This is a genomic window from Streptomyces sp. 130, from assembly GCF_007096885.1.
Taxonomy (GTDB): domain Bacteria; phylum Actinomycetota; class Actinomycetes; order Streptomycetales; family Streptomycetaceae; genus Streptomyces.
The window spans coordinates 33,446-53,707 of record NZ_VJNO01000011.1; the positions used below are offsets into that span (position 1 = coordinate 33,446).

At 72.9% G+C, this 20,262-nt stretch carries 20 protein-coding genes and 1 pseudogene; 3 read left to right on the forward strand and 18 right to left on the reverse strand.

Annotated elements, in window-relative coordinates; genetic code table 11:
• Positions 1-11: 11 nt before the first annotated feature.
• The 13 genes and pseudogenes from FKN01_RS32510 to FKN01_RS12305 all read right to left on the reverse strand — a co-directional run bounded on the left by FKN01_RS32510 (position 12) and on the right by FKN01_RS12305 (position 14,465).
• Positions 12-188: a hypothetical protein gene (locus FKN01_RS32510; RefSeq protein WP_185992824.1), complete on the reverse strand. Its 177-nt coding sequence runs from the start codon at positions 186-188 to the stop codon at positions 12-14.
• 225 nt (positions 189-413) lie between these two features.
• A complete protein-coding gene (locus tag FKN01_RS12250) occupies positions 414-989 on the reverse strand; it encodes a hypothetical protein (protein ID WP_143619546.1) in 576 nt (191 codons plus the stop codon).
• A gap of 63 nt (positions 990-1,052) precedes the next feature.
• Positions 1,053-1,439, reverse strand: a pseudogene (locus FKN01_RS12255) (MMPL family transporter); the annotation flags it as partial.
• Positions 1,440-1,526: 87 nt separating this feature from the next.
• A complete protein-coding gene (locus FKN01_RS12260; protein ID WP_143619548.1) occupies positions 1,527-3,635 on the reverse strand; it encodes a phosphocholine-specific phospholipase C in 2,109 nt (702 codons plus the stop codon).
• Positions 3,636-3,818: 183 nt separating this feature from the next.
• Positions 3,819-5,327: an Asp-tRNA(Asn)/Glu-tRNA(Gln) amidotransferase subunit GatB gene (gene gatB / locus FKN01_RS12265; RefSeq protein ID WP_143619550.1), complete on the reverse strand. Its 1,509-nt coding sequence runs from the start codon at positions 5,325-5,327 to the stop codon at positions 3,819-3,821.
• Positions 5,328-5,342: 15 nt separating this feature from the next.
• On the reverse strand, positions 5,343-5,585 hold the full coding sequence (locus FKN01_RS12270; protein WP_143619552.1) for a hypothetical protein: 243 nt from the start codon (positions 5,583-5,585) through the stop codon (positions 5,343-5,345).
• Positions 5,582-7,084, reverse strand: a complete 1,503-nt coding sequence (gatA, locus tag FKN01_RS12275; protein WP_143619554.1) for an Asp-tRNA(Asn)/Glu-tRNA(Gln) amidotransferase subunit GatA — start codon at positions 7,082-7,084, stop codon at positions 5,582-5,584. The genes FKN01_RS12270 and gatA overlap by 4 nt, the downstream gene beginning before the upstream one ends.
• Positions 7,085-7,089: 5 nt before the next feature.
• The gene (gatC, locus tag FKN01_RS12280; protein ID WP_018102521.1) at positions 7,090-7,386 is read right to left on the reverse strand and encodes an Asp-tRNA(Asn)/Glu-tRNA(Gln) amidotransferase subunit GatC; all 297 of its coding nucleotides are present in this window, start codon (positions 7,384-7,386) and stop codon (positions 7,090-7,092) included.
• 112 nt (positions 7,387-7,498) lie between these two features.
• Positions 7,499-9,637, reverse strand: coding sequence for a bifunctional diguanylate cyclase/phosphodiesterase (locus FKN01_RS12285; protein WP_143619556.1), 2,139 nt, complete (start codon positions 9,635-9,637; stop codon positions 7,499-7,501).
• A gap of 238 nt (positions 9,638-9,875) precedes the next feature.
• Positions 9,876-12,092, reverse strand: coding sequence for an NAD-dependent DNA ligase LigA (gene ligA / locus FKN01_RS12290; protein ID WP_143619558.1), 2,217 nt, complete (start codon positions 12,090-12,092; stop codon positions 9,876-9,878).
• A 30-nt stretch (positions 12,093-12,122) separates the two neighbouring features.
• Entirely contained in the window at positions 12,123-13,148 is a 1,026-nt protein-coding gene (locus FKN01_RS12295) for a methionine synthase (protein WP_143619560.1), read from the reverse strand.
• Positions 13,149-13,192: 44 nt separating this feature from the next.
• Positions 13,193-13,882, reverse strand: a complete 690-nt coding sequence (locus tag FKN01_RS12300) for an SDR family oxidoreductase (RefSeq protein WP_143619562.1) — start codon at positions 13,880-13,882, stop codon at positions 13,193-13,195.
• A gap of 43 nt (positions 13,883-13,925) precedes the next feature.
• A complete protein-coding gene (locus FKN01_RS12305) occupies positions 13,926-14,465 on the reverse strand; it encodes a TIGR00730 family Rossman fold protein (protein ID WP_143619564.1) in 540 nt (179 codons plus the stop codon).
• Between the two features lie 78 nt (positions 14,466-14,543).
• On the opposite strand from FKN01_RS12305, the gene FKN01_RS12310 reads away from it, so the two are divergent.
• Positions 14,544-14,879: a DUF427 domain-containing protein gene (locus FKN01_RS12310; protein WP_143619566.1), complete on the forward strand. Its 336-nt coding sequence runs from the start codon at positions 14,544-14,546 to the stop codon at positions 14,877-14,879.
• A gap of 147 nt (positions 14,880-15,026) precedes the next feature.
• Here the strand turns inward: FKN01_RS12310 and mnmA are convergent, their stop codons facing one another.
• Complete coding sequence (gene mnmA / locus FKN01_RS12315; protein ID WP_143619568.1) at positions 15,027-16,157, reverse strand: tRNA 2-thiouridine(34) synthase MnmA; 1,131 nt, start codon at positions 16,155-16,157, stop codon at positions 15,027-15,029.
• A gap of 61 nt (positions 16,158-16,218) precedes the next feature.
• Here mnmA and FKN01_RS12320 point away from each other — a divergent pair, with 61 nt between their 5' ends.
• Positions 16,219-16,893 (forward strand): N-acetylmuramoyl-L-alanine amidase, encoded by a 675-nt coding sequence (locus FKN01_RS12320; protein WP_143619570.1) that lies wholly within the window; start codon positions 16,219-16,221, stop codon positions 16,891-16,893.
• Between the two features lie 51 nt (positions 16,894-16,944).
• Here the strand turns inward: FKN01_RS12320 and FKN01_RS12325 are convergent, their stop codons facing one another.
• The 3 genes from FKN01_RS12325 to FKN01_RS32515 all read right to left on the reverse strand — a co-directional run bounded on the left by FKN01_RS12325 (position 16,945) and on the right by FKN01_RS32515 (position 18,639).
• A complete protein-coding gene (locus FKN01_RS12325) occupies positions 16,945-18,114 on the reverse strand; it encodes a cysteine desulfurase family protein (protein ID WP_143619571.1) in 1,170 nt (389 codons plus the stop codon).
• A gap of 106 nt (positions 18,115-18,220) precedes the next feature.
• On the reverse strand, positions 18,221-18,490 hold the full coding sequence (locus tag FKN01_RS12330) for a DUF4190 domain-containing protein (RefSeq protein WP_143619573.1): 270 nt from the start codon (positions 18,488-18,490) through the stop codon (positions 18,221-18,223).
• The gene (locus tag FKN01_RS32515; RefSeq protein WP_185992825.1) at positions 18,487-18,639 is read right to left on the reverse strand and encodes a hypothetical protein; all 153 of its coding nucleotides are present in this window, start codon (positions 18,637-18,639) and stop codon (positions 18,487-18,489) included. Before FKN01_RS32515 ends, FKN01_RS12330 begins: the two co-directional genes overlap by 4 nt.
• Positions 18,640-18,753: 114 nt before the next feature.
• On the opposite strand from FKN01_RS32515, the gene FKN01_RS12335 reads away from it, so the two are divergent.
• A complete protein-coding gene (locus FKN01_RS12335; protein ID WP_143619574.1) occupies positions 18,754-19,389 on the forward strand; it encodes a TetR family transcriptional regulator in 636 nt (211 codons plus the stop codon).
• Between the two features lie 18 nt (positions 19,390-19,407).
• On the opposite strand, the gene FKN01_RS12340 is transcribed toward FKN01_RS12335, so the two are convergent.
• A complete protein-coding gene (locus FKN01_RS12340) occupies positions 19,408-20,244 on the reverse strand; it encodes a thioesterase family protein (protein WP_143619576.1) in 837 nt (278 codons plus the stop codon).
• Positions 20,245-20,262 lie beyond the last annotated feature (18 nt).

A 20,262-nucleotide genomic window follows, 5' to 3' on the forward strand; every position in this document is an offset into this window, starting at 1 on the left:
CGGCCACCGCGTTACGCGGCGGGCGTGAACCGGTCCCGTACGCCGCTGGTACTCACCGTCCTTCCGGATTCCTCGGGGAGGTTCCGGCGGGCGCGGCGGGCCCGGTACGCCTCACGGGCGAGGCGCTGGAGGCCGGCGCGGCGGATGAGTTCGGCGTGCATGACCTTGTGGAGTTCGTACTCGAACACGGCATGTCCCCCTGGGGTGAGGGCCCTTGCGGGCCTCGGTGGCGGCAGTTCCTCTGCCGTGCCACCACTCTCGTCTCCCAGGGGGGTGCGCCGCATCGGGCGTGTTCCGCATCTGTGGCGTACGGGCGCCTTAGGCCGGGGGCCCCGCCACCGCTCAGGGCCGGTGAAACCGCCCGGGCATGCCTTAGGGCGTGGTGTCCGGGCGGCGGAACCCTCCTATCCGGCTCATCCGGCCGTCGTGGTGGGCAGGGCGACGATGAGGTCGAAGTACATGGCGAGGGAGATCAGGATGCCGAGGGCGCCGAGGGCGATGCCGCCGCGGGCGACCGCGCGGACCCATCCGGCCTGCGGCCGCGGGGCCGGGGCGCCGAACGCGGGCCGGACCAGGACGTAGCTGCCGACCAGCAGGGCGAGGAGGCCGAAGAGGCCGTTGACCAGGGCGGTGGCGTGCCAGGCGTCGCCGTATATCTCGTTGATCTGCTGGGCGGCCGAGCCGCCGGAGGAGGTCTTGATCTGGCCGATCAGGGTCTCGCGCTCGGCGGCGACCCGGCCGCTCCAGGCGCCGGTGAGGCCGACGACGCCGAGTCCGGCGGAGACGACGGCCGCGGAGGCGGCTGCGAGCCGGCCGGAGGTCTGCTCGTCGGTGTCGTCCGCGTCGTCGGTCTCCTCGACCGCCTCCGGCTCGGCCCCGGGGCGCGTCTCGTCCCGGCCCTGCGGTTCCGGGTTCCGCGCCGCGGCGCGGTCGGTCTCGTCGGTCGTCTTCTCGCCGTCGATGACGGTCTCGGGCGTGCTGCGGTTCATGCGGCGCACGCTAGGTGCCGCAGATGAGAGGCCCCTTAACGCCTCCGGTCGCCCCGGCGGGGCTCAGTGGACACGCTCGGCCGGCTCGCTTTCGTACGTCCGCACGCCGGGCACCGGCACCCGTGCCGCCGGGCGGTCCGGCGGTTCGATGCTCAGCCGGGGCAGACGGCCCTCCAGCCGGCCGGGGAGCCACCAGTTGGCGCCGCCCAGCAGGTGCATGAGGGCCGGGACGAGCAGGGTGCGCAGGACGAAGGCGTCCAGGGCGACGGCCGCCGCGAGGGCGATGCCGAACATCGCGATCACGCGGTCGCCGCTCAGGACGAAGGCGAGGAACACCGAGATCATGATCACAGCGGCCGAGTTGATCACCCGGCTGGTCTCGGCGAGGCCCACCCGGACCGCCCGCCGGTTGTCACGGGTCTCCGGCCACTCCTCGTACATCCGGCCGACCGGGATCTTTGTCCCTTTCGTGGCCATGGTCACAGGGTCCGGTCCGCAACCGCACCGGGATGGATCAGACCCTGTGACCTGCGCCCGTCAGCCGGAGACGCTCGCCCGGCCGTTCTCGATGTGCCCCATGAGCCGCCGCCGGAAGCCGCTCTCGCCCTCGGCGGTGACCACCAGGTCGTACCAGCCGTGCGCGTCGGCCGCCGAGTGCACGACCGTACGGCTGCGGCCCGGCTTGACGGTGATGCGGCGGGTCCAGCCCCTCAGGTCGGCCTCGTCCACGTAACCGAGCGGCCGGACCAGGAAGGTCAGGGCCCGGCGGCCGTTGTTGCTCAGGGTGAGGTGCAGATCGCGGTCGCGGCCGTCGACCCGGCTGGTGACCTCCGCCCCGCCGTCGGCCGCCCCCTCGAACTCGCGCCGGAAGCCGTTCGGCCCGGTGACCGTGAAGCGGTACGCCTCCCCCGCGACCGGTACGGTCCAGTGTCCGTCGCGCCGGACGTCCTGGTGCTGCGGGGCGGTGAACTCACCCGCGTACGGGTACAGCGCGAAGTGCACGGACGACCGGCCGCTGTTGGCGAGCTCCACCCGCAGACCGCCGCCGGTCCGCCGGACCTGGGCGTCGGGCTGGTAGGGCAGCGGGCGCGCCGGGCGTACGCCGGGCTCCTGCTCGGGCAGCCGCTGCACGGCGGGCGGCTTCGGCGACCAGCGGCCGCTGAGCGGCGGGATCGCCCCGGGCCGCTGCACGGCCGGCTGCCGCCGCTTGCGGGTGAAGTCGAACGCGGAGGTGAGGTCGCCGGTGACCTGCCGCCGCCAGTCGCCGATGTTGGGCTCCTCGACGCCCGTCCAGCGCTCCAGGAAGCGGATGACGGAGGTGTGGTCGAAGACCTCGGAGCAGACGTAGCCGCCCACGGTCCACGGCGAGACGACGAGCATCGGCACCCGGACGCCGAGGCCGGTCGGACGGCCCTCCCACTGCTCGTCGGTCACGCCGGGAGGCGCGACGGGCGGCGGGACGTGGTCGAAGAAGCCGTCGTTCTCGTCGTAGTTGATCAGCACGGCGGTGTGCCGCCAGACGTCCGGGTGCTTGCCGAGCGCGTCGAGGATCTTGTAGACGACGGTGGCGCTGTGCACCGGCGAGGAGACGCTCGGGTGCTCGGAGTCGATCGCCGACGGGACCAGGTAGGAGACCTCGGGCAGCGTTCCGGCCGCCACGTCCTTGGCGAACTCCTCGGCCAGCTTCCCGGTCGGCACCCGGCGCAGTCCCCGCTCGAAGAGGCTGCGCTCCTGCCGGGTGAGCGTGGCCACGCCCTCCTCCAGCAGCCCGAGAAGCCGCTCCCGTTCGGTCTCCGAGGCGCCCCGGACCTGCGCGTAGAAGGACTCCATGTAGGTATGGCCGCCGGTCTTCGACAGGGCCTTGCGGGCGACCGCCTTGAAGGTGGCGTAGAACTCGATCTGATTGTCGGTGAAGTTCTCCCACTCGGTGTACGTGCGCCAGCTGCGCCCGGCCTTCTCCAGCCGCTCGGCATAGGTCGACCAGTCGTATCCGGGGTGCGTGCCCTCGCTGTACGCGTCATTGCCGACGGCCCGCTTGCCGTTCGGCTCGAAGCCGGTCTTCCCGCTCCACAGATGGTTGCGGTTGGGGCTGGTGGAGCTGTGGATCGAGGAGTGGTACGCGTCGCAGACGGTGAAGGTGTCGGCCAGTTCGTAGTGCAGCGGGATGTCGCGGCGGTCGTAGTACGCCATCGTGGCCGCGGTCTTGGCGCTGATCCAGCCGTTCATCCAGCCGCCGGCCCACGCCTTCGCACCGCCGTTCCAGGAGTGGTCGAGGGCGCCGATGTACTGGAGGTCCTTCTGCTGCTCCGCGGCGGCCTCGCGGACCGGGAAGGGCAGCACGGTGGAGCCGGCCGCGCCGGGCTGCTCGAACACCGATGTGCCGCCGGGCAGTTCGACGGCGTTGCGGTCGCCGAAGCCGCGCACACCGCGCAGGGTGCCGAAGTAGTGGTCGAAGGAACGATTCTCCTGCATCAGGATCACCACGTGCCTGATGTCCCGCAGCCCTCCGCCGCCGGGCCCCGGGTGGGCGGGCTGCGCGGCGATGGCGGCCTGGAGGGACGGCGGCAGGAACGATCCCGCCGCGGCGACGCCGAGTGCGCCGCCGCCCAGCGCGAAGAGCCGTCGCCGTGACATGTCCGTGGTCAAAAGAGCCTCCCCATTCCGGTGGTTACAGCGGGGAAGCTATGCAGGCCGGGTGGCGCGGGGAAGGACTGCGCGCGGACCGGTGGTTAACGTCCAACAGGTCCGCCCGAAAGTCCAAGCACGCCGAAGGGGCGGGGCCGGCGGTCTCCCGACCGGCGGCCCCGCCCCTTCGGGCCGTGCGGGGGGTCAGCCCTCGACGCCGAGCTTCTCCAGGATCAGCTCGCGGACCCGGGCCGCGTCCGCCTGGCCCCGGGTCGCCTTCATGACCGCGCCGACCAGCGCGCCGGCCGCCGCGACCTTGCCGCCGCGGATCTTGTCCGCGATGGCCGCGTTGCCCGCGATGGCCTCGTCCACGGCGGTGGACAGCGCGCCCTCGTCGGAGACGACCTTCAGGCCGCGCTTCTCGACCACGGTGTCCGGGTCGCCCTCGCCGGCGAGCACGCCCTCCAGGACCTGGCGGGCCAGCTTGTCGTTGAGGTCGCCCGCGGCGACGAGCTCGGCGACCCGGGCGACCTGCGCCGGGGTGACGGGCAGCTCGTCCAGGCCGCGGCCGGTCTCGTTGGCGTTGCGGGCCAGCTCGCCCATCCACCACTTCCGGGCCTGGTCCGAGGGGGCGCCCGCCTCGATCGTGGCGACGATCAGGTCGACCGCGCCCGCGTTGAGGATGGACTGCATGTCGTGCTCGGAGACGCCCCACTCCTCCTTGAGCCGGGCGCGGCGGACCCGCGGCAGCTCCGGGAGGCCGCCCCGCAGCTCCTCGACCCATTCGCGGGCCGGGGCGACCGGCACGAGGTCGGGCTCGGGGAAGTAGCGGTAGTCCTCGGCGTTGTCCTTGATGCGGCCGGCCGTGGTGGAGCCGTCCTCCTCGTGGAAGTGCCGGGTCTCCTGGACGACCGTGCCGCCGGAGTTCAGCACCGCGGCGTGGCGCTGGATCTCGAAGCGGGCGGCGCGCTCGACGGAACGCAGCGAGTTCACGTTCTTCGTCTCGGAGCGCGTACCGAAGGTCTCGGTGCCGTGCGGGCGCAGCGACAGGTTGACGTCGCAGCGCATCTGGCCCATCTCCATGCGGGCCTCGGAGACGCCGAGCGCCTTGATGAGCTCGCGCAGCTCGGAGACGTAGGCCCGGGCGACCTCGGGGGCGCGTGCGCCCGCTCCCTCGATCGGCTTGGTGACGATCTCGATGAGCGGGATGCCCGCGCGGTTGTAGTCGAGCAGGGAGTGGGACGCGCCGTGGATACGGCCGGTGGCGCCGCCGACGTGCGTCGACTTGCCGGTGTCCTCCTCCATGTGGGCGCGTTCGATCTGCACCCGGAAGACCTCGCCGTCCTCCAGCTGGACGTCCAGATAGCCGTTGAAGGCGATCGGCTCGTCGTACTGGGAGGTCTGGAAGTTCTTCGGCATGTCCGGATAGAAGTAGTTCTTCCGGGCGAAGCGGCACCACTCGGCGATCTCGCAGTTCAGCGCGAGGCCGATCTTGATCGCGGACTCCACGCCGATCTCGTTGACGACCGGCAGCGCGCCGGGCAGCCCGAGGCAGACCGGGCAGGTCTGCGTGTTGGCGTCCTGCCCCAGCTCGGTGGAGCAGCCGCAGAACATCTTCGTCTTGGTGCCGAGCTCCACATGGACCTCAAGGCCCATGACGGGGTCGTACGTCGCGAGGGCGTCCTCGTACGACTCCAGGTCGATGACAGTCACGGAAAACTTTCCCTCTCAGCCCAGCAGTACGTCGTCGTCGCCGAGACGCTTCAGTTCGCGATAGAGGATCGCGAGGCCGGTCACGATCGCCGCGGCGGACACGGCGGCGTCGATGAGGCGCAGCGTGTCGTTGTCCGAGCGGGCCAGCTTCGCCTGCTTGGCGACGCTGAGCGCGCCGAAGGCGGTGGTGCCCATCGACACGTACAGCCCGGTCTTCGACTTCTTGAAGTTCTTGGCCTTCTTGGTCATGGCGCTCATAGCGACGGAGCCTCCTCGAGCAGCGGGTGTCCCCACTTTTCCACGAAAGCGGCCTCGACGGCGGCTCCGACCTTGTACAGCCGGTCGTCCTTCATCGCGGGGGCGATGATCTGGAGCCCGACGGGCAGGCCGTCCTCGGGGGCCAGGCCGCAGGGCAGCGACATGGCGGCGTTGCCGGCGAGGTTGGTCGGAATGGTGCACAGGTCGGCCAGGTACATCGCCATCGGGTCGTCGGCGCGCTCGCCGATCGGGAAGGCGGTGGTGGGCGTGGTCGGCGAGACGATCACGTCGACCTGCTCGAACGCCTGCTCGAACTCGCGCGTGATCAGCGTGCGGACCTTCTGCGCGGAGCCGTAGTACGCGTCGTAGTAGCCGGAGCTGAGCGCGTACGTGCCGAGGATGATGCGGCGCTTGACCTCGTCGCCGAAGCCGGCCTCGCGGGTGAGCGCGGTGACGTCCTCGGCGGACTTCGTGCCGTCGTCCCCGACGCGCAGCCCGTAGCGCATGGCGTCGAACCGGGCCAGGTTCGAGGAGCACTCGGACGGCGCGATCAGGTAGTACGCCGAAAGGGCGAGGTCGAACGTCGGGCAGTCCAGCTCCACGACCGTGGCGCCGAGCGACTTCAGCAGCTCGACCGACTCGTTGAAGCGCTGGACGACACCGGCCTGGTAGCCCTCGCCGGAGAACTGCTTGACGACGCCGACGCGCATGCCCTGGACGGAGCCGTTGCGCGCGGCCTCCACGACCGGCGGGACCGGCGCGTCGATCGACGTCGAGTCCATCGGGTCGTGCCCGGCGATCGCCTCGTGCAGCAGGGCCGCGTCCAGGACCGTGCGGGCGCAGGGGCCGCCCTGGTCGAGGGAGGAGGAGAAGGCGACCATGCCGTAGCGGGAGACCCCGCCGTAGGTGGGCTTGACGCCGACCGTGCCGGTGACGGCGGCGGGCTGGCGGATGGAGCCGCCGGTGTCCGTGCCGATGGCGAGCGGGGCCTCGTAGGCGGCGAGGGCGGCCGAGGAGCCGCCGCCGGAGCCGCCGGGGATGCGGGTGAGGTCCCAGGGGTTGCCGGTGGGGCCGTAGGCGCTGTTCTCGGTGGAGGACCCCATGGCGAACTCGTCCATGTTGGTCTTGCCGAGGATGACGACGTCGGCGGCCTTCAGCTTCCGCGTGAGGGTCGCGTCGTACGGCGGGACCCAGCCCTCCAGGATCTTCGAGCCGACGGTGGTCGGCATGTCCTGCGTGGTGAAGATGTCCTTGAGCGCGAGCGGGACGCCGGCCAGCGGGCCCAGCTTCTCGCCGGCCGCCTTCTTGGCGTCCACGGCACGCGCCTGGGCGAGCGCGCCCTCGCGGTCGACGTGCAGGAAGGCGTGCACCTTCTCGTCCACGGCGTCGATCCGCGCGAGGTGGGCCTCGGTGACCTGGACGGCGGTGAGCTCGCCGGAGGCGATCTTCGCGGCGATCTCGGCCGCGGTGAGCTTGATGATGCTGCTGGTGTCGGTCATGGCTGTCAGTCCTCCCCCAGGATCTGCGGCACCTTGAAACGCTGCTGCTCCTGGGCCGGGGCGCCGGAGAGCGCCTGCTCGGGGGTGAGAGACGGACGGACGACGTCCGCCCGCATGACGTTCGTCAGCGGCAGCGGGTGGGAGGTCGGCGGTACGTCTTGGTCGGCGACCTCGGAGACGCGGGCGACCGCGCCGATGATGTCGTCGAGCTGTCCGGCGAAGTGGTCGAGCTCTTCGCCCTTCAGCTCCAGACGCGCCAGCCGGGCGAGGTGGGCGACCTCCTCGCGCGTGATGCCAGGCATGCAGCGATCCTCAGGGGTTGGTGTGTGGTTTTGGCCCAATCCTATGGGGTCGGCCACACGCCGGAGGACACGGTTGTACGGGATGCCGCTACGCCGTCCGCACGGCAGGCCGCTACGTCGTCGCCGGGCGCGGGCCCGTGGTGCGGCCGGAGGGGCGCTGTTCCAGCTCGGACGGCGGGGCCGCGGCCGGCGCCGGCTCGGCCGGGCGGCGCCAGCCGTGCTCGCCCCGGGCCCGCAGCCAGGCGGTGGTCTCCTGGGGCGGCATCGCCGCCGCCACCAGCCAGCCCTGGACCGCGTCGCACCGCAGGTCCCGCAGCCGCTCCCAGGTCTCGTCGTCCTCGACGCCCTCGGCCACGACGAGCAGGCCCAGCGAGTGGGCCAGGTCGATGGTGCAGCGGACGATCTCGGCGTCCTCCTGGTCGATGGCGAGCCGCGCCACGAAGGAGCGGTCGATCTTCAGCTCGCTGACCGGCAGCCGGCGCAGATGGACCAGGGAGGAGTACCCCGTACCGAAGTCGTCCAGGGACATCTTCACGCCGTGCCCGGTCAGTCCGGCGAGCGTGTCCGCGGCCCGCTGCGGGTCCTCCAGGAGCACGTGTTCCGTTATCTCCAGCTGGAGCGCGCCCGCCGGGACGCCGTGCCGGGCGAGCCGGGCCGCGACGCCGCCGGCGAACCCGGGGGTGTGCACATCGCGCGGCGACACGTTGACCGCGACGGGCACGAAGAGGCCCTGGGCCCGCCACCGGGCGACCTGGGCGAGCGCCGTCTCCAGGACGTACTCCGTGAGGTGCGGCATCAGCCCGGAGGACTCCGCGATGGCGATGAACTCGTCCGGGGGCACCCTTCCGCGCTCCGGGTGCACCCAGCGCACCAGCGCCTCGAGACCGGCGACCTGGCCGTCGAAGCGGACCTTGGGCTGGTAGTGCAGCTCCACCTCGCCCGCGTCCAGCGCGCGGCGCAGGTCGCCGAGGAGGCCGAGCCGGTCCGGGGTGTTGCTGTCCCGCTTGGACTCGTACACCTCCACGCCGGTGCGGTCCCGCTTGGCCTGGTACATCGCCACGTCGGCCCGGCGCAGCAGCCCCTCGGCGTCCACCGCGTGGTCCGGGAAGACGGCGACGCCGGCGCTGGCCTCCAGGACCAGGGTCAGCCCGTCCAGGTCCAGCGGGGACGACAGCTCGGCGACCAGGTGGCGGGCGACGCGCTGGGCGCTGGTGGTGGAGTCGGCGGTGGGCAGCAGGACCGCGAACTCGTCGCCGCCGAGCCGGGCCGCCTCCGCGCCGCGCGGCAGGGCGAGCCGGAGCCGCTCCGCGATCTGGAGCAGCAGCCGGTCACCGGCCAGGTGGCCGAGGGTGTCGTTGACGGCCCGGAAGCGGTCGAGGTCGATGAGGACCAGGGCGGCCCGGGTGCCGACGCTCTCCGCCTCCTCCAGCGCGGTCCAGGTCCGCTCCAGCAGCCACTGCCGGTTGGGCAGCCCGGTCAGCGGGTCCTTCAGCTGCTCCTCGGCCCGGGCGCGGGCGATCCACAGCGTGGAGTCGAGCGCGATCAGCGGCACCGCGAAGAGCGGCAGCAGGACCGGCCGGGCCATCGCGACGACGCAGATCAGCGGGGCGATGCCGAGCAGGGCGACCGCGACGAGGCCCTGGCGCAGCATCGCGGTGCGGGCGACGGTGGGCAGGCCGCCGCCGGGCTGGGCCCGTGAGTACCACAGCAGGACCCGGGTGACGAGCAGATAGGTGGAGGCGGCGAGCAGGACTTCCGGGACGGCGTCGATGCCCCAGTCGAGTGGCCGCCAGGGCGTCTCGACGGACTGCACCTCGCCGAACGCGGCGAGCACCAGGGCCGCCGCGCCGATCCCGAGGATGTCCACGGCACCGTGCAGCAGCCCCTGCCACCAGCGGTGCCGGCGGGCGACGCCGACGAGGACGACCACGACGAGGCTGACCAGACCCGCGGGCACCCAGCCGTAGAGCAGCAGGACGGCCAGGGTGAGGGCGGCGCCGGAGCCGGTGCCGCCCCACCAGCGGTCGCGGCCGAGCGCGACGAGGTGGCCGACGACGATGCCGGTGAGGACGGCCAGCGACCAGCCGGCCCGGCCGTCCGGGAAGAGGGCGTGCCCCTGGCCGAGGGCGTGGGAGAAACCGGTCACGAGCTGGATCGTGGCGAGGGCCACCAGGACGGCACCCACTCTGGGCGCGGGTCCCACGAAACCTTGCAGCCGTACCACCGGTGCGGCGCTCTCGGTCGGTTTCATTCCGTCCCTCTCACAGCCGGCGATGCCGATGTCACCCGATGAATGCGTTCCGTGCCACGACGTGCCCCGGCCCGCCCGGTGGCCGGGAACGGGGGCACGTCTGACCACAGTAGGCCGCGGAAGGCTGCTACGGGCAGCGGTCTACCGCTCTTGCCCGAATGCGAACCGACTGTCCGTCAGCATCTGGTAGGGCGTGTCCCCGCCGATCGGGTGACGCCGGCCGAGCGCCGGCGGCCGTTCACTCTCCGGGGGCGCCGCCTTCCTCCGGGGCCGGTTCCCCGGCGGGGACCGCCGCCTCGCGGGCCGCGTCCGGGCCCTCGGTGAGGAGGACGGCGAAACCGGTCTCGTCCAGGACCGGGACCTTCAGCTGAACCGCCTTGTCGTACTTCGATCCGGGGTTGTCGCCGACCACCACGAAGGAGGTCTTCTTGGAGACGGAGCCCGTGACCTTCGCACCCCGGCTCTGGAGTGCTTCTTTCGCGCCGTCCCTGGTGTGCCCGGTCAGCGTGCCCGTGACGACGACGGTGAGCCCTTCGAGCGGCCGGGGGCCCTCGTCCTCACCGGCCCCCTCGTCCTCCATCCGGACTCCGGCCTCGCGCCACTTGCGCAGGATCTCGCGGTGCCAGTCCTCGGCCAGCCACTGCTTGACCGAGGCCGCGATGATGGGCCCGACCCCGTCGGCGTCGATCAGCTCCTGCTCGGTGGCCTCCTCGATGCGGTCCATGGACCGGAACTGACGGGCCAGCTCCCGGGCCGCGACCGGGCCGACGTGGCGGATGGAGAGCCCGGTGAGGACGCGGGCCAGCGGGGCCTCCTTGGCCGCCGCGATGGCGTCGAGCATCGCCAGGGCGTTCTTCTTGGGCTCGCCCTGCTGGTTGGCGAAGACGCGGGCGATCTTCTCCTCGCCGGTCTTCGGGTCGCGCTTGGGCAGCCCGCTGTCCGGGTCGCGGACGTAGGCCCGGATCGGCAGCAGCTGGTCCATGGTCAGTCCGAAGAGGTCGCCCTCGTCGCGCAGCGGTGGTTCGGCGGGCTCCAGCGGTGCGGTCAGCGCGGCGGCGGCCACGTAACCGAAGTGGTCGATGTCGAGGCACTTGCGGCCGGCGAGGTAGGAGACGCGCTCGCGCAGCTGGGCGGGGCAGGAGCGGGCGTTGGGGCAGCGGACGTCGACGTCCGCCTCCTTCATGGGCTTCAGCTCCGTGCCGCACTCGGGGCAGTGGGTCGGCATGACGAACGCCGTCTCGGTGCCGTCGCGCAGGTCGACGACCGGGCCGAGGATCTCCGGGATGACGTCGCCGGCCTTGCGCAGCACCACCGTGTCGCCGATCAGGACGCCCTTCGCCCTCACCACGTTCTGGTTGTGCAGGGTGGCGAACTCCACCTCGGAGCCCGCCACCACGACCGGTTCGACCTGGGCGTACGGGGTGACGCGGCCGGTGCGGCCGACGCCGACCCGGATGTTGACCAGCTTGCTGTTGACCTCCTCCGGCGCGTACTTCCAGGCGATGGCCCAGCGCGGGGCGCGGGAGGTGGAGCCCAGGCGGCCCTGGAGCGGGATCTCGTCCAGCTTGACGACGACGCCGTCGATCTCGTGCTCCACGGAGTGCCGGTGCTCGCCGAAGTACTCGATGAACTCCCGTACGCCGTCGAGGGAGTCGACCACCTTGTTGTGCTTGGCGGTGGGCAGGCCCCACTCGTTCAGCAGCTCGTAGGCGTGCGACAGGCAGTCGATGTCGAAGCCCTCGCGGGCGCCGATGCCGTGCACCACCATGTGCAGCGGGCGCACCGCGGTGACCTTGGGGTCCTTCTGGCGCAGCGAACCGGACGCCGCGTTGCGGGGGTTGGCGAAGGGCTTGTCGTCGGCCTCCACCAGCCGGGCGTTCAGCTCCTCGAACGCCTCCATCGGGAAGAAGACCTCGCCGCGCACCTCGACCAGCGGGGGCACCCGGTCGCCCTTGAGCCGGTGCGGGATGTCCGGGATGGTGCGGACGTTGGGCGTGATGTCCTCGCCGGTGCGGCCGTCGCCCCGGGTCGCGGCGCGGGTCAGCACGCCGTGCTCGTACGTGAGGTTGACGGCGAGGCCGTCGATCTTCAGCTCGCACAGGAAGTGGTAGCCGGGCGAGCCGGCGTCCCGGGCGACGCGCTCGCCCCAGGCGGCCAGCTCCTCGGCGTCGAAGGCGTTGTCCAGGGACAGCATGGGCTCGCGGTGCTCGACCGATGTGAACTCCGTGCGGTACGGGCCGGCGACCTTCTGGGTCGGCGAGTCCGGGGTGCGCAGCGGGGGGTGGGCCTCCTCCAGGGCCTCCAGCTCCCGCAGCAGCCGGTCGAACTCGGCGTCGCTGACGACCGGCCGGTCGGTCACGTAATACCGGAAGCGGTGCTCCTCGATCCGCTCCGCGAGGAGCTTGTGCCTCTCCCGTGCCTCGGCTGGCACCGCCGTCTGCTCTTCGCCGGCCATCGTCCCGTCCTCCCGTTACCCAGCGTCCCGCTACTCAGGGTTGTCCGCGAGCGATCTCGCGGCCCGGGCGCAGTGGGCGAGCGCGGCCCGTGCGTACGCGGGCGACGCACCCGCGAGACCGCACGAGGGGGTGACCGTCACGGACTCGGTCAGAGTCCCCGGATTCAGCCCCAGCCTGCGCCACAGCGTCCTGACACCCATGACGCTACCGCCCGGGTCGGACAATCGGCCCGAGGCCGGGTCGGTGCCCGGTACGACCCCGAAGAACATCCGGGTGCCGCCTTCGACGGCTTCCCCGACCGCCTCCTCCTCACGCTCGGTGAGCAGGGAGAGGTCGAAGGAGATGCCGTCCGCCCCGGCCCGGCGCAGCAGCGCGAACGGCACCTCGGGGGCGCAGGTGTGCACGAGCGTGGCGGTCCCGCCGGCCGCCGCCAGCACCTCGCGCAGGGTGGCCTCCACGACCTGGCGGTCCACGGCCCGGTAGGTGCGGTAGCCGCTGGCGGTCCGGACCCGGCCGCGCAGCACGGCGGTGAGGGAGGGCTCGTCCAGCTGGAGGACGATCCGCGCCCCGGGCACCCGGCGGCGCACCTCGGCGAGGTGGCCGCGCAGGCCCTCGGCGAGCGAGTCCGCGAGGTCGCGGCAGGCGCCCGGGTCGCCGAGGAACGCCTCGCCGCCCCGGCGCTCCAGGGCGGCGGCGAGGGTCCAGGGCCCCACGGCCTGGACCTTGAGCGGGCCCTCGTAGCCCTGGGTGAACTCCTCCAGGGCGTCCAGGTCCTCGCCCAGCCAGGACCGGGCCCGGCGGGTGTCGCGGCCGGGCCGGTCGCTGATCCGCCAGCCGCTCGGCTCGACGTGTCCGTACAGCTCGGAGAGCAGCCCGACGGTGCGGCCGGTCATGTCGGCGCCCGGCCCGCGCGCCGGGAGTTCCGCCAGGTACGGCATGCCCTCGCCGTCGCCGAAGGAGCCGGTGACGGTCTTGGCGGCCTCCCGGGCGTCTCCCCCGGGCATCGAACCGATCCCGGTGGCCGGGCAGTCACTGAACACGCTGATCTCGCTCACGCGAGAAGGGTAACGACCGCGGGCGAGGCCGTAAGGCCCGGTGGTCAGCGGCCGGGGCGGACGGTGAGGTCGTTGACCTCGGCGTCGCGGGGCAGGTCGAGCGCCATCAGGATGGTGGTCGCGACGGACTCGGGGTCGATCCAGCGGGCGGGGTCGTACTCCTTGCCCTCCTGCCGGTGGACCTTCTCCTGCATGGGGCTGGCGGTGCGGCCGGGATACACGGTGGTGACGCGGACGCCGTTGCCGTGCTCCTCGTGGCGCAGCGAGTCCGCGAGCGCCTTCAGGCCGTGCTTGCTGGCGGCGTAGGCGCTCCACTCGGGGCTCGCGGAGAGCCCGGCGCCGGAGTTGACGAACAGCACGTGGCCCTGGGCGACGCGGAGCTGCGGCAGGGTGAGCCGGGTCAGCTCGGCGGGGGCGACGAGGTTGGCGTTGAGCTGGTGGTGCCACGCCTTGGGGGTCAGCTCACCGACCGGGCCGAGCTCGACCACGCCCGCGATGTGCAGCAGCGAGTCGAGGCGTTCCGGCACGGTCTGCTGGGCGAGGGCCCAGGAGAGCCGGTCCGGGTTGGACAGGTCGCCGACGAGGGTGCGGGCGCCGGGGTGGAGGGCTGCGAGCTCCTTGGCCCGGCCGGCGTCGCGGGCCAGCAGGACGAGGTCGTCGCCGCGCTCGGTGAGGCGCCGGGCGACCGCTGCGCCGATGCCGGAGCCGGCACCGGTGATGAGGTGAGTGGACATGGCCCCCATCGTCGCATCCGTCGCCCGGGCCCCGTACGTCACATCACTGCAGGCCGGCCGACTCCTCCAGGTAGGCCAGGGCGCCGACGCCGTCCTCCGCGAAGAACACCAGCTCGGTCAGCGGGAGCGGCAGGAATCCCTCGTCCTCCATCCGCCGGAACTGCTCGCGCAGGCCGTCGTAGAAGCCGGCGGTGTTGAGCAGGACGACCGGCTTGGTGTGCTTCCCGTGCTTCTTCAGCTCCAGGATCTCGGTCGCCTCGTCCAGCGTCCCGGTGCCGCCGACCATGATCACGATCGCGTCGGACTTCGCGAGCAGGAGCGCCTTGCGCTCGGCGAGGTCGCGGGCGATGACCATCTCGTCGGCGTTGGTCCGCGCCTTCGCCGCCAGGAAGTCCACGGAGACCCCGACCAGCTTGCCGCCCGACTCCTGGACGCCGTCGGCGACGACTTTCATCAGGCCGCTCTCGGAGCCGCCCCAGACCAGGGTGTGCCCGCCGCGCCCCAGCAGCTCGGCGAATTCGCGGGCGGGCACGGTGTAGCGGTCGGGGAGGTCGGCGGCGGAGAGGAAGACGCAGATTCTCATGGCTGCCACGGTAGAGCCCGCCGCCGGAGGGCCGGCGGCGGGGGGAAGAATCACGCGCCTGGAGCGGCTGTGACAGGTATGACTTCCATCCGAGGACACCGCATCACCGTCGAGCCCGGCGCGGAGCACGTCCGCGTCGTACACGACGGGCTGCTGCTCGCAGAGAGCCGGCGCCCGCTCGTCCTGCGCGAGACCGGCTGTCCGGTCCGCTACTACCTGCCGCCCGAGGACGTCCGTACGGAGCTGCTGACGCCGTCGGACACCCGCACGCACTGCCCGTTCAAGGGGGACGCGTCCTACTGGTCGCTGCCCGGAGCCGCCGACCTGGCCTGGGTGTACGAGGAGCCGAAGGCCGGGGTCGAGGCGGTCAGGGACCACTTCTGCTTCTACGAGACGGAGCTGATCGCCCGCTGACCACCGACAGGGGGCCATGGCCGCCGGGATGCGGCGAGAGCCGCTGCGGCGGACCCTGGAACCCGCGGCGCGCTCCGGTGCGCCCCGCGCGGCCACGCCCGTACTGGGGTCGGGCGTGGCGGCGCGGGGTTCGCTGCCGTACGGGGCTCAGCCCGCCGCCGCGCGCTCCCGGCGCACCGTCGTCGCGATCGTCGCGGAGCCGACCACGCGGGTGCCGTCGTACAGCACGACCGCCTGGCCGGGGGCGACCCCGCGCACCGGCTCGGCGAACGCCACCCGCAGGGTGTCGCCGGTCAGCTCGGCGGTGACCTCGGTCTCGCCGCCGTGGGCGCGGAGCTGCGCGGTGTACGCCCCCGGGCCGGACGGGGGCGTTCCGCACCAGCGGGGCTTGATCGCGGTGAGCGCGGTGACGTCCAGGGCCTCGGCGGGGCCGACGGTCACCGTGTTGTTCACCGGCGAGATGTCCAGGACGTAGCGCGGCTTGCCGTCGGGGGCCGGGTGGCCGATGCGCAGGCCCTTGCGCTGGCCGATGGTGAAGCCGAAGGCGCCGTCGTGGGTGCCCAGCTTCGTGCCGGACTCGTCCAGGATGTCGCCCTCCGCCCTGCCGCCGAGGCGGTCCGCGAGGAAGCCCTGGGTGTCGCCGTCCGCGATGAAGCAGATGTCGTGGCTGTCGGGCTTCTTGGCGACGGCGAGGCCCCGGCGCTCGGCCTCGGCGCGGATCTCGTCCTTGGTGGTGAGGGTGTCGCCGAGCGGGAACATCGCGTGGGCGAGCTGGCGTTCGTCCAGGACGCCGAGCACGTAGCTCTGGTCCTTGGCCATGTCCGAGGCGCGGTGCAGCTCGCGGCTGCCGTCCGCGCCGGTGACGACGGTGGCGTAGTGGCCGGTGCACACGGCGTCGAAGCCGAGCGCGAGCGCCTTGTCGAGCAGCGCGGCGAACTTGATCTTCTCGTTGCAGCGCAGGCACGGGTTGGGGGTGCGCCCGGCCTCGTACTCGGCGACGAAGTCCTCCACGACGTCCTCGCGGAAGCGTTCCGCCAGGTCCCAGACGTAGAAGGGGATGCCGATGACGTCCGCGGCGCGGCGGGCGTCGCGGGAGTCCTCGATGGTGCAACAGCCCCGGGCGCCGGTCCGGAAGGACTGCGGGTTCGCGGAGAGGGCGAGGTGCACACCGGTCACGTCGTGCCCCGCCTCGGCGGCACGGGCCGCGGCGACGGCGGAATCGACACCGCCGGACATGGCGGCGAGGACGCGGAGGGGGCGCTGGGGAGTCTCAGTCATAGCCCCACCAGAGTACGTGGGGGCGGGAACCGAAAGCTCGCGGACAAGCGTTGTCCACCACATGGGGACCAAGGGGACGGACGGCGGTGGCACCGGGACCGGGATCAGCCGGCGTTCGGTGCTGATCGGCGGTGCCGTCACGGCCGTGGGCACCGCCGCGCTGGCCCGGGACCAGCTGAAGCGGGCCTGGTGGCGGCTGCCGGGCGTGGAGAAGCCGCGCACCCCCGGCGCGGTGGACTACGCGGGGGCGACGTGGGTGGCGGCGGCGGAGGCGAACTGGCGGCGGGCCGACCGCCCCGACGACTACGGCATCGACCGGGTGGTCGTCCATGTCACCCAGGGCAGCTTCAGCAGCGCGGTCCGCGCCTTCCAGGACCCCGGGCACCGGGCGGCGGCGCATTACGTGGTGCGCCGGGACGGGCATGTGACGCAGATGATCCGCGAGCTGGACGTGGCGTTCCACGCGGGCAACCGCTCGTACAACGAACGCAGTGTGGGCATCGAGCACGAGGGCTTCGTGGAGCGCCCGCAGGACTTCACCGCCGCGATGTACGGGGCGTCGGCGAAGCTCACCGCGGCGATATGCGGGCGGTACGACATCCCGGTGGACCGCGAGCACATCATCGGGCACGTGGAGGTGCCTGGCGCCGACCACACGGACCCGGGCCGCGGCTGGGACTGGGACCGCTACATGGAGCTGGTCCGCCGCGCGGTCACGTCCGGGGAGCGGGGGTAGGGGGCGAGGCGGGAGTGGCGCCGCCCGCCCCCGGTGATCGCGGGGCACCCCTCAGCTGAGCCCCGCCGACCGCGCCCGTTCCACCGCCGGGCCGATCGCGCGGGCCACGTCCTCGACGTCCTGCCCGGTGGAGGTGTGGCCGAGCGAGAAGCGCAGGGTGCCCCGGGCCAGGTCCGGATCGGTGCCCGTGGCCAGCAGCACGTGGCTGGGCTGGGCGATCCCGGCGGTGCAGGCGGAGCCGGTGGAGCATTCGATGCCCTGGGCGTCCAGCAGCAGCAGGAGCGAGTCGCCCTCGCAGCCGGGGAAGGTGAAGTGCGCGTTGGCCGGGAGACGGCCGCCCGGTGCCGGATCGCCGCCCAGGAGGGCGTCGGGCACCTCCGCCAGGACGGCGGCGGCCAGCTCGTCGCGGAGCGCGCCGGTCTCCCGGGCGAAGTCCTCGCGCCGGTCGGCGGCGATCCGTCCGGCGACGGCGAACGCGGCGATGCCCGGCACGTCGAGGGTGCCCGAGCGCACATGGCGCTCCTGCCCGCCGCCGTGCAGCACGGGCACCGGGGCGTACTCGCGGCCGAGCAGCAGCGCGCCGACACCGGTGGGCCCGCCGATCTTGTGCGCGCTGACGGTCATCGCGGCGAGCCCGGACGCGGCGAAGTCCACGTCGAGCTGGCCGAAGGCCTGGACCGCGTCGGCGTGCATCGGGATGTCGAACTCCCGGGCCACCTCGGCCAGTTCGCGTACCGGCAGGATCGTGCCGATCTCGTTGTTGGCCCACATGACGGTGATCAGCGCGACGTCGCCGGGGTCGCGCAGGACCGCCTCGCGCAGCGCCTCGGGGTGGACGCGCCCGTACCGGTCGACGGGGAGGTATTCGACGGTGGCGCCCTCGTGGGTGGCGAGCCAGTCGACGGCGTCGAGCACGGCGTGGTGCTCGACGGGGCTGGCGAGGACCCGGGTGCGGCGGGGGTCGGCGTCGCGGCGGGCCCAGTAGAGGCCCTTCACCGCGAGGTTGTCCGACTCCGTGCCGCCGGAGGTGAAGACCACCTCGCTGGGGCGCGCGCCGAGGGCGTCGGCGAGGGATTCCCGGGACTCCTCGACGGTACGGCGGGCCCGGCGCCCGGCGGCGTGGAGTGAGGACGCGTTGCCCGTGACGGCGAGCTGCGCGGTCATCGCCGCGATCGCCTCGGGAAGCATCGGCGTGGTCGCGGCGTGGTCGAGGTAAGCCATGGTGGGCTCGATTCTACGAGCCCCGGGCCCGGGCCCGACGTCTGGATCAGGCCGGAGACGTACGGCGGGCGCACGGGGCCCCGCGCACCGCGCTCCGCCGCGCCGGTCAGCCGCCGAAGCCCCAGGAGACGGTGTCGTCCGCGGTGACCAGGCAGGCGAGGACCACCAGGTCGGCGACGCCGAGCGCGAGGCCGAGAAGGGCGCGGGCGCGCCGGGCGGTGGAGCGGGCCAGGGCGACGAGCGCCATCACGATGGCGGTGGGGCCCAGCAGGAGGTTCATCACCAGCAGCCCGACGAGCCCGAGCACGAACGAGGCGACGGCGAGCCCGTCGGCGTCCCGGCGGGAGCGCGGGGCGGCGGGGGCCGGCGCGCTCATCGGGAACCCCGCGCCCGCTCGCGTACGGCGAAGACGAGCAGCCAGCAGCCGATGAGGGCGCCGAGGGCCAGCGACAGGGGAAGTGGGATCTGGGCCACCACTCCCAGCACGATCCCCAGCAGGAGCAGGGCGGCGACGAGGACGATCATGTTCGGCCTTTCCGTGTGCGGGAGGACCATTGGGAGTACGACTGTTCACTGACTCACGAGTCTAAACCCGTGCGGCTCTTCCCCGCCTCGGAGAACAGTTGTTTACTGAATGGCATGAGTCACACCGCGGGGGTCCGCCAGAACCAGAAGCTGCGCACGCGCCAGGCGCTGCTGGACGCGGCCCTCGGGCTGCTCGATGAGCAGAGCCTGAGCAGCCTCGGGCTGCGCGAGGTGACCCGGGCGGCCGGCCTGGCGCCCACGGCCTTCTACCGGCACTTCGAGAACGTGCCCGCGCTCGGGGTGGCCCTGGTCGAACAGACCCTGGGCAGCCTGCACGGCATGATCGGCGCGATACTCGCCGGGACGGGCGACAGTGAGGTCCGGCTCGACCGCAGCGTGGAGCTGATACGGCGTCATGTGCGGGAGCAGCCCGCGCACTTCCGCTTCATCGCGCGGGAGCGGCACGGCGGGGTCGGCCCCGTCCGGGAGGCCATCGCGGCGCAGCTGCGGCTGTTCGCCGAGGAGGTGGCGGCGGCCCTCGCGGCGGAGCCGGGGGCGGAGGGCTGGGCCGAGGAGGACCTGCTGATGCTGGGCGGCCTCTATGTGGACCACATGGTGATCACCGCGTCGGCGCTGCTGGACGCGGGTCCGGCGGACGACGAGCGGGTGGCCCGGACGGCGGGGCGCCGGCTCCGGCTCATCGCACTGGGCGCCCTGCACTGGCTCGACGAGCCGGCCCAGGGCGCCTGAGGAAGGGAAGGGGATACGTCAGCCGCGCGGGGCCCGGGCGAGCTGGCGGGACTGGGCGACCAGGCGGTCGGCGCTGTCCCACACGTCCGCGTCCTCCTCCAGGAAGCCGCCCGCCAGGTTGCGGGTGGTGATGGAGACGCGGAGCGGGCCCGGGGCCGGGCGGCAGCGGATGTGCGTGGTGAGCTCGATGGTGGGCGTCCAGCCCTTGAGCCCGAGCTCGAACGAGGTCGGCGGGAGGGCGTCCACGGTGAGCAGCAGGGAGAGCGGGTCGGGGTCGCGGCCGTCGGCCAGCCCGAACCAGCCGCGCATCTCGCCCTTGCCGGAGGGCTGCCCGATCGCCCAGCCGATGGTCGCCGGGTCCAGCTTGATGTCGAGCCGGTCGGTGATCGCGGAGCTGCCCGGGATCGGCGCCGGTCCGTCGGCGGGGCCGAGGCAGTGCTCGCGCGGCGGAATGGCCGGCGGCTTGGCGGAGGTGCGGACGTCGTCGCTGAGCGCGTCGAGGTCGCCGTAGGTGGCGAGGACCCGGATGCGCTCGACCTCGGTGCCGTCCTCGGCGTACTGGAAGAGGGACGCCTGACCGGTGGAGAGGGTCCGGCCGGTGCGGACGGTCTGGGTCCGGATCACCGCCGGGCCGGGCACGGACGCGGTGAGGTAGTGCGCGGAGACGGAGAACGGGTCCGCGTGCGGCAGGGCCTCGCCGAGCGCGCGGCCCAGCATCGCCAGCAGATAGCCGCCGTTGACGGCCTGGATGATCGTCCAGCCCGCCGAGAGCTCCGCGTCGTAGACGCCCTCTTCGCGCAGGGTGACCGCGGTGTCCCGGTCGAACTCGCTGTCCCCGATGGTTGCCTGTGCCATGGGGGCACCGTACACCGA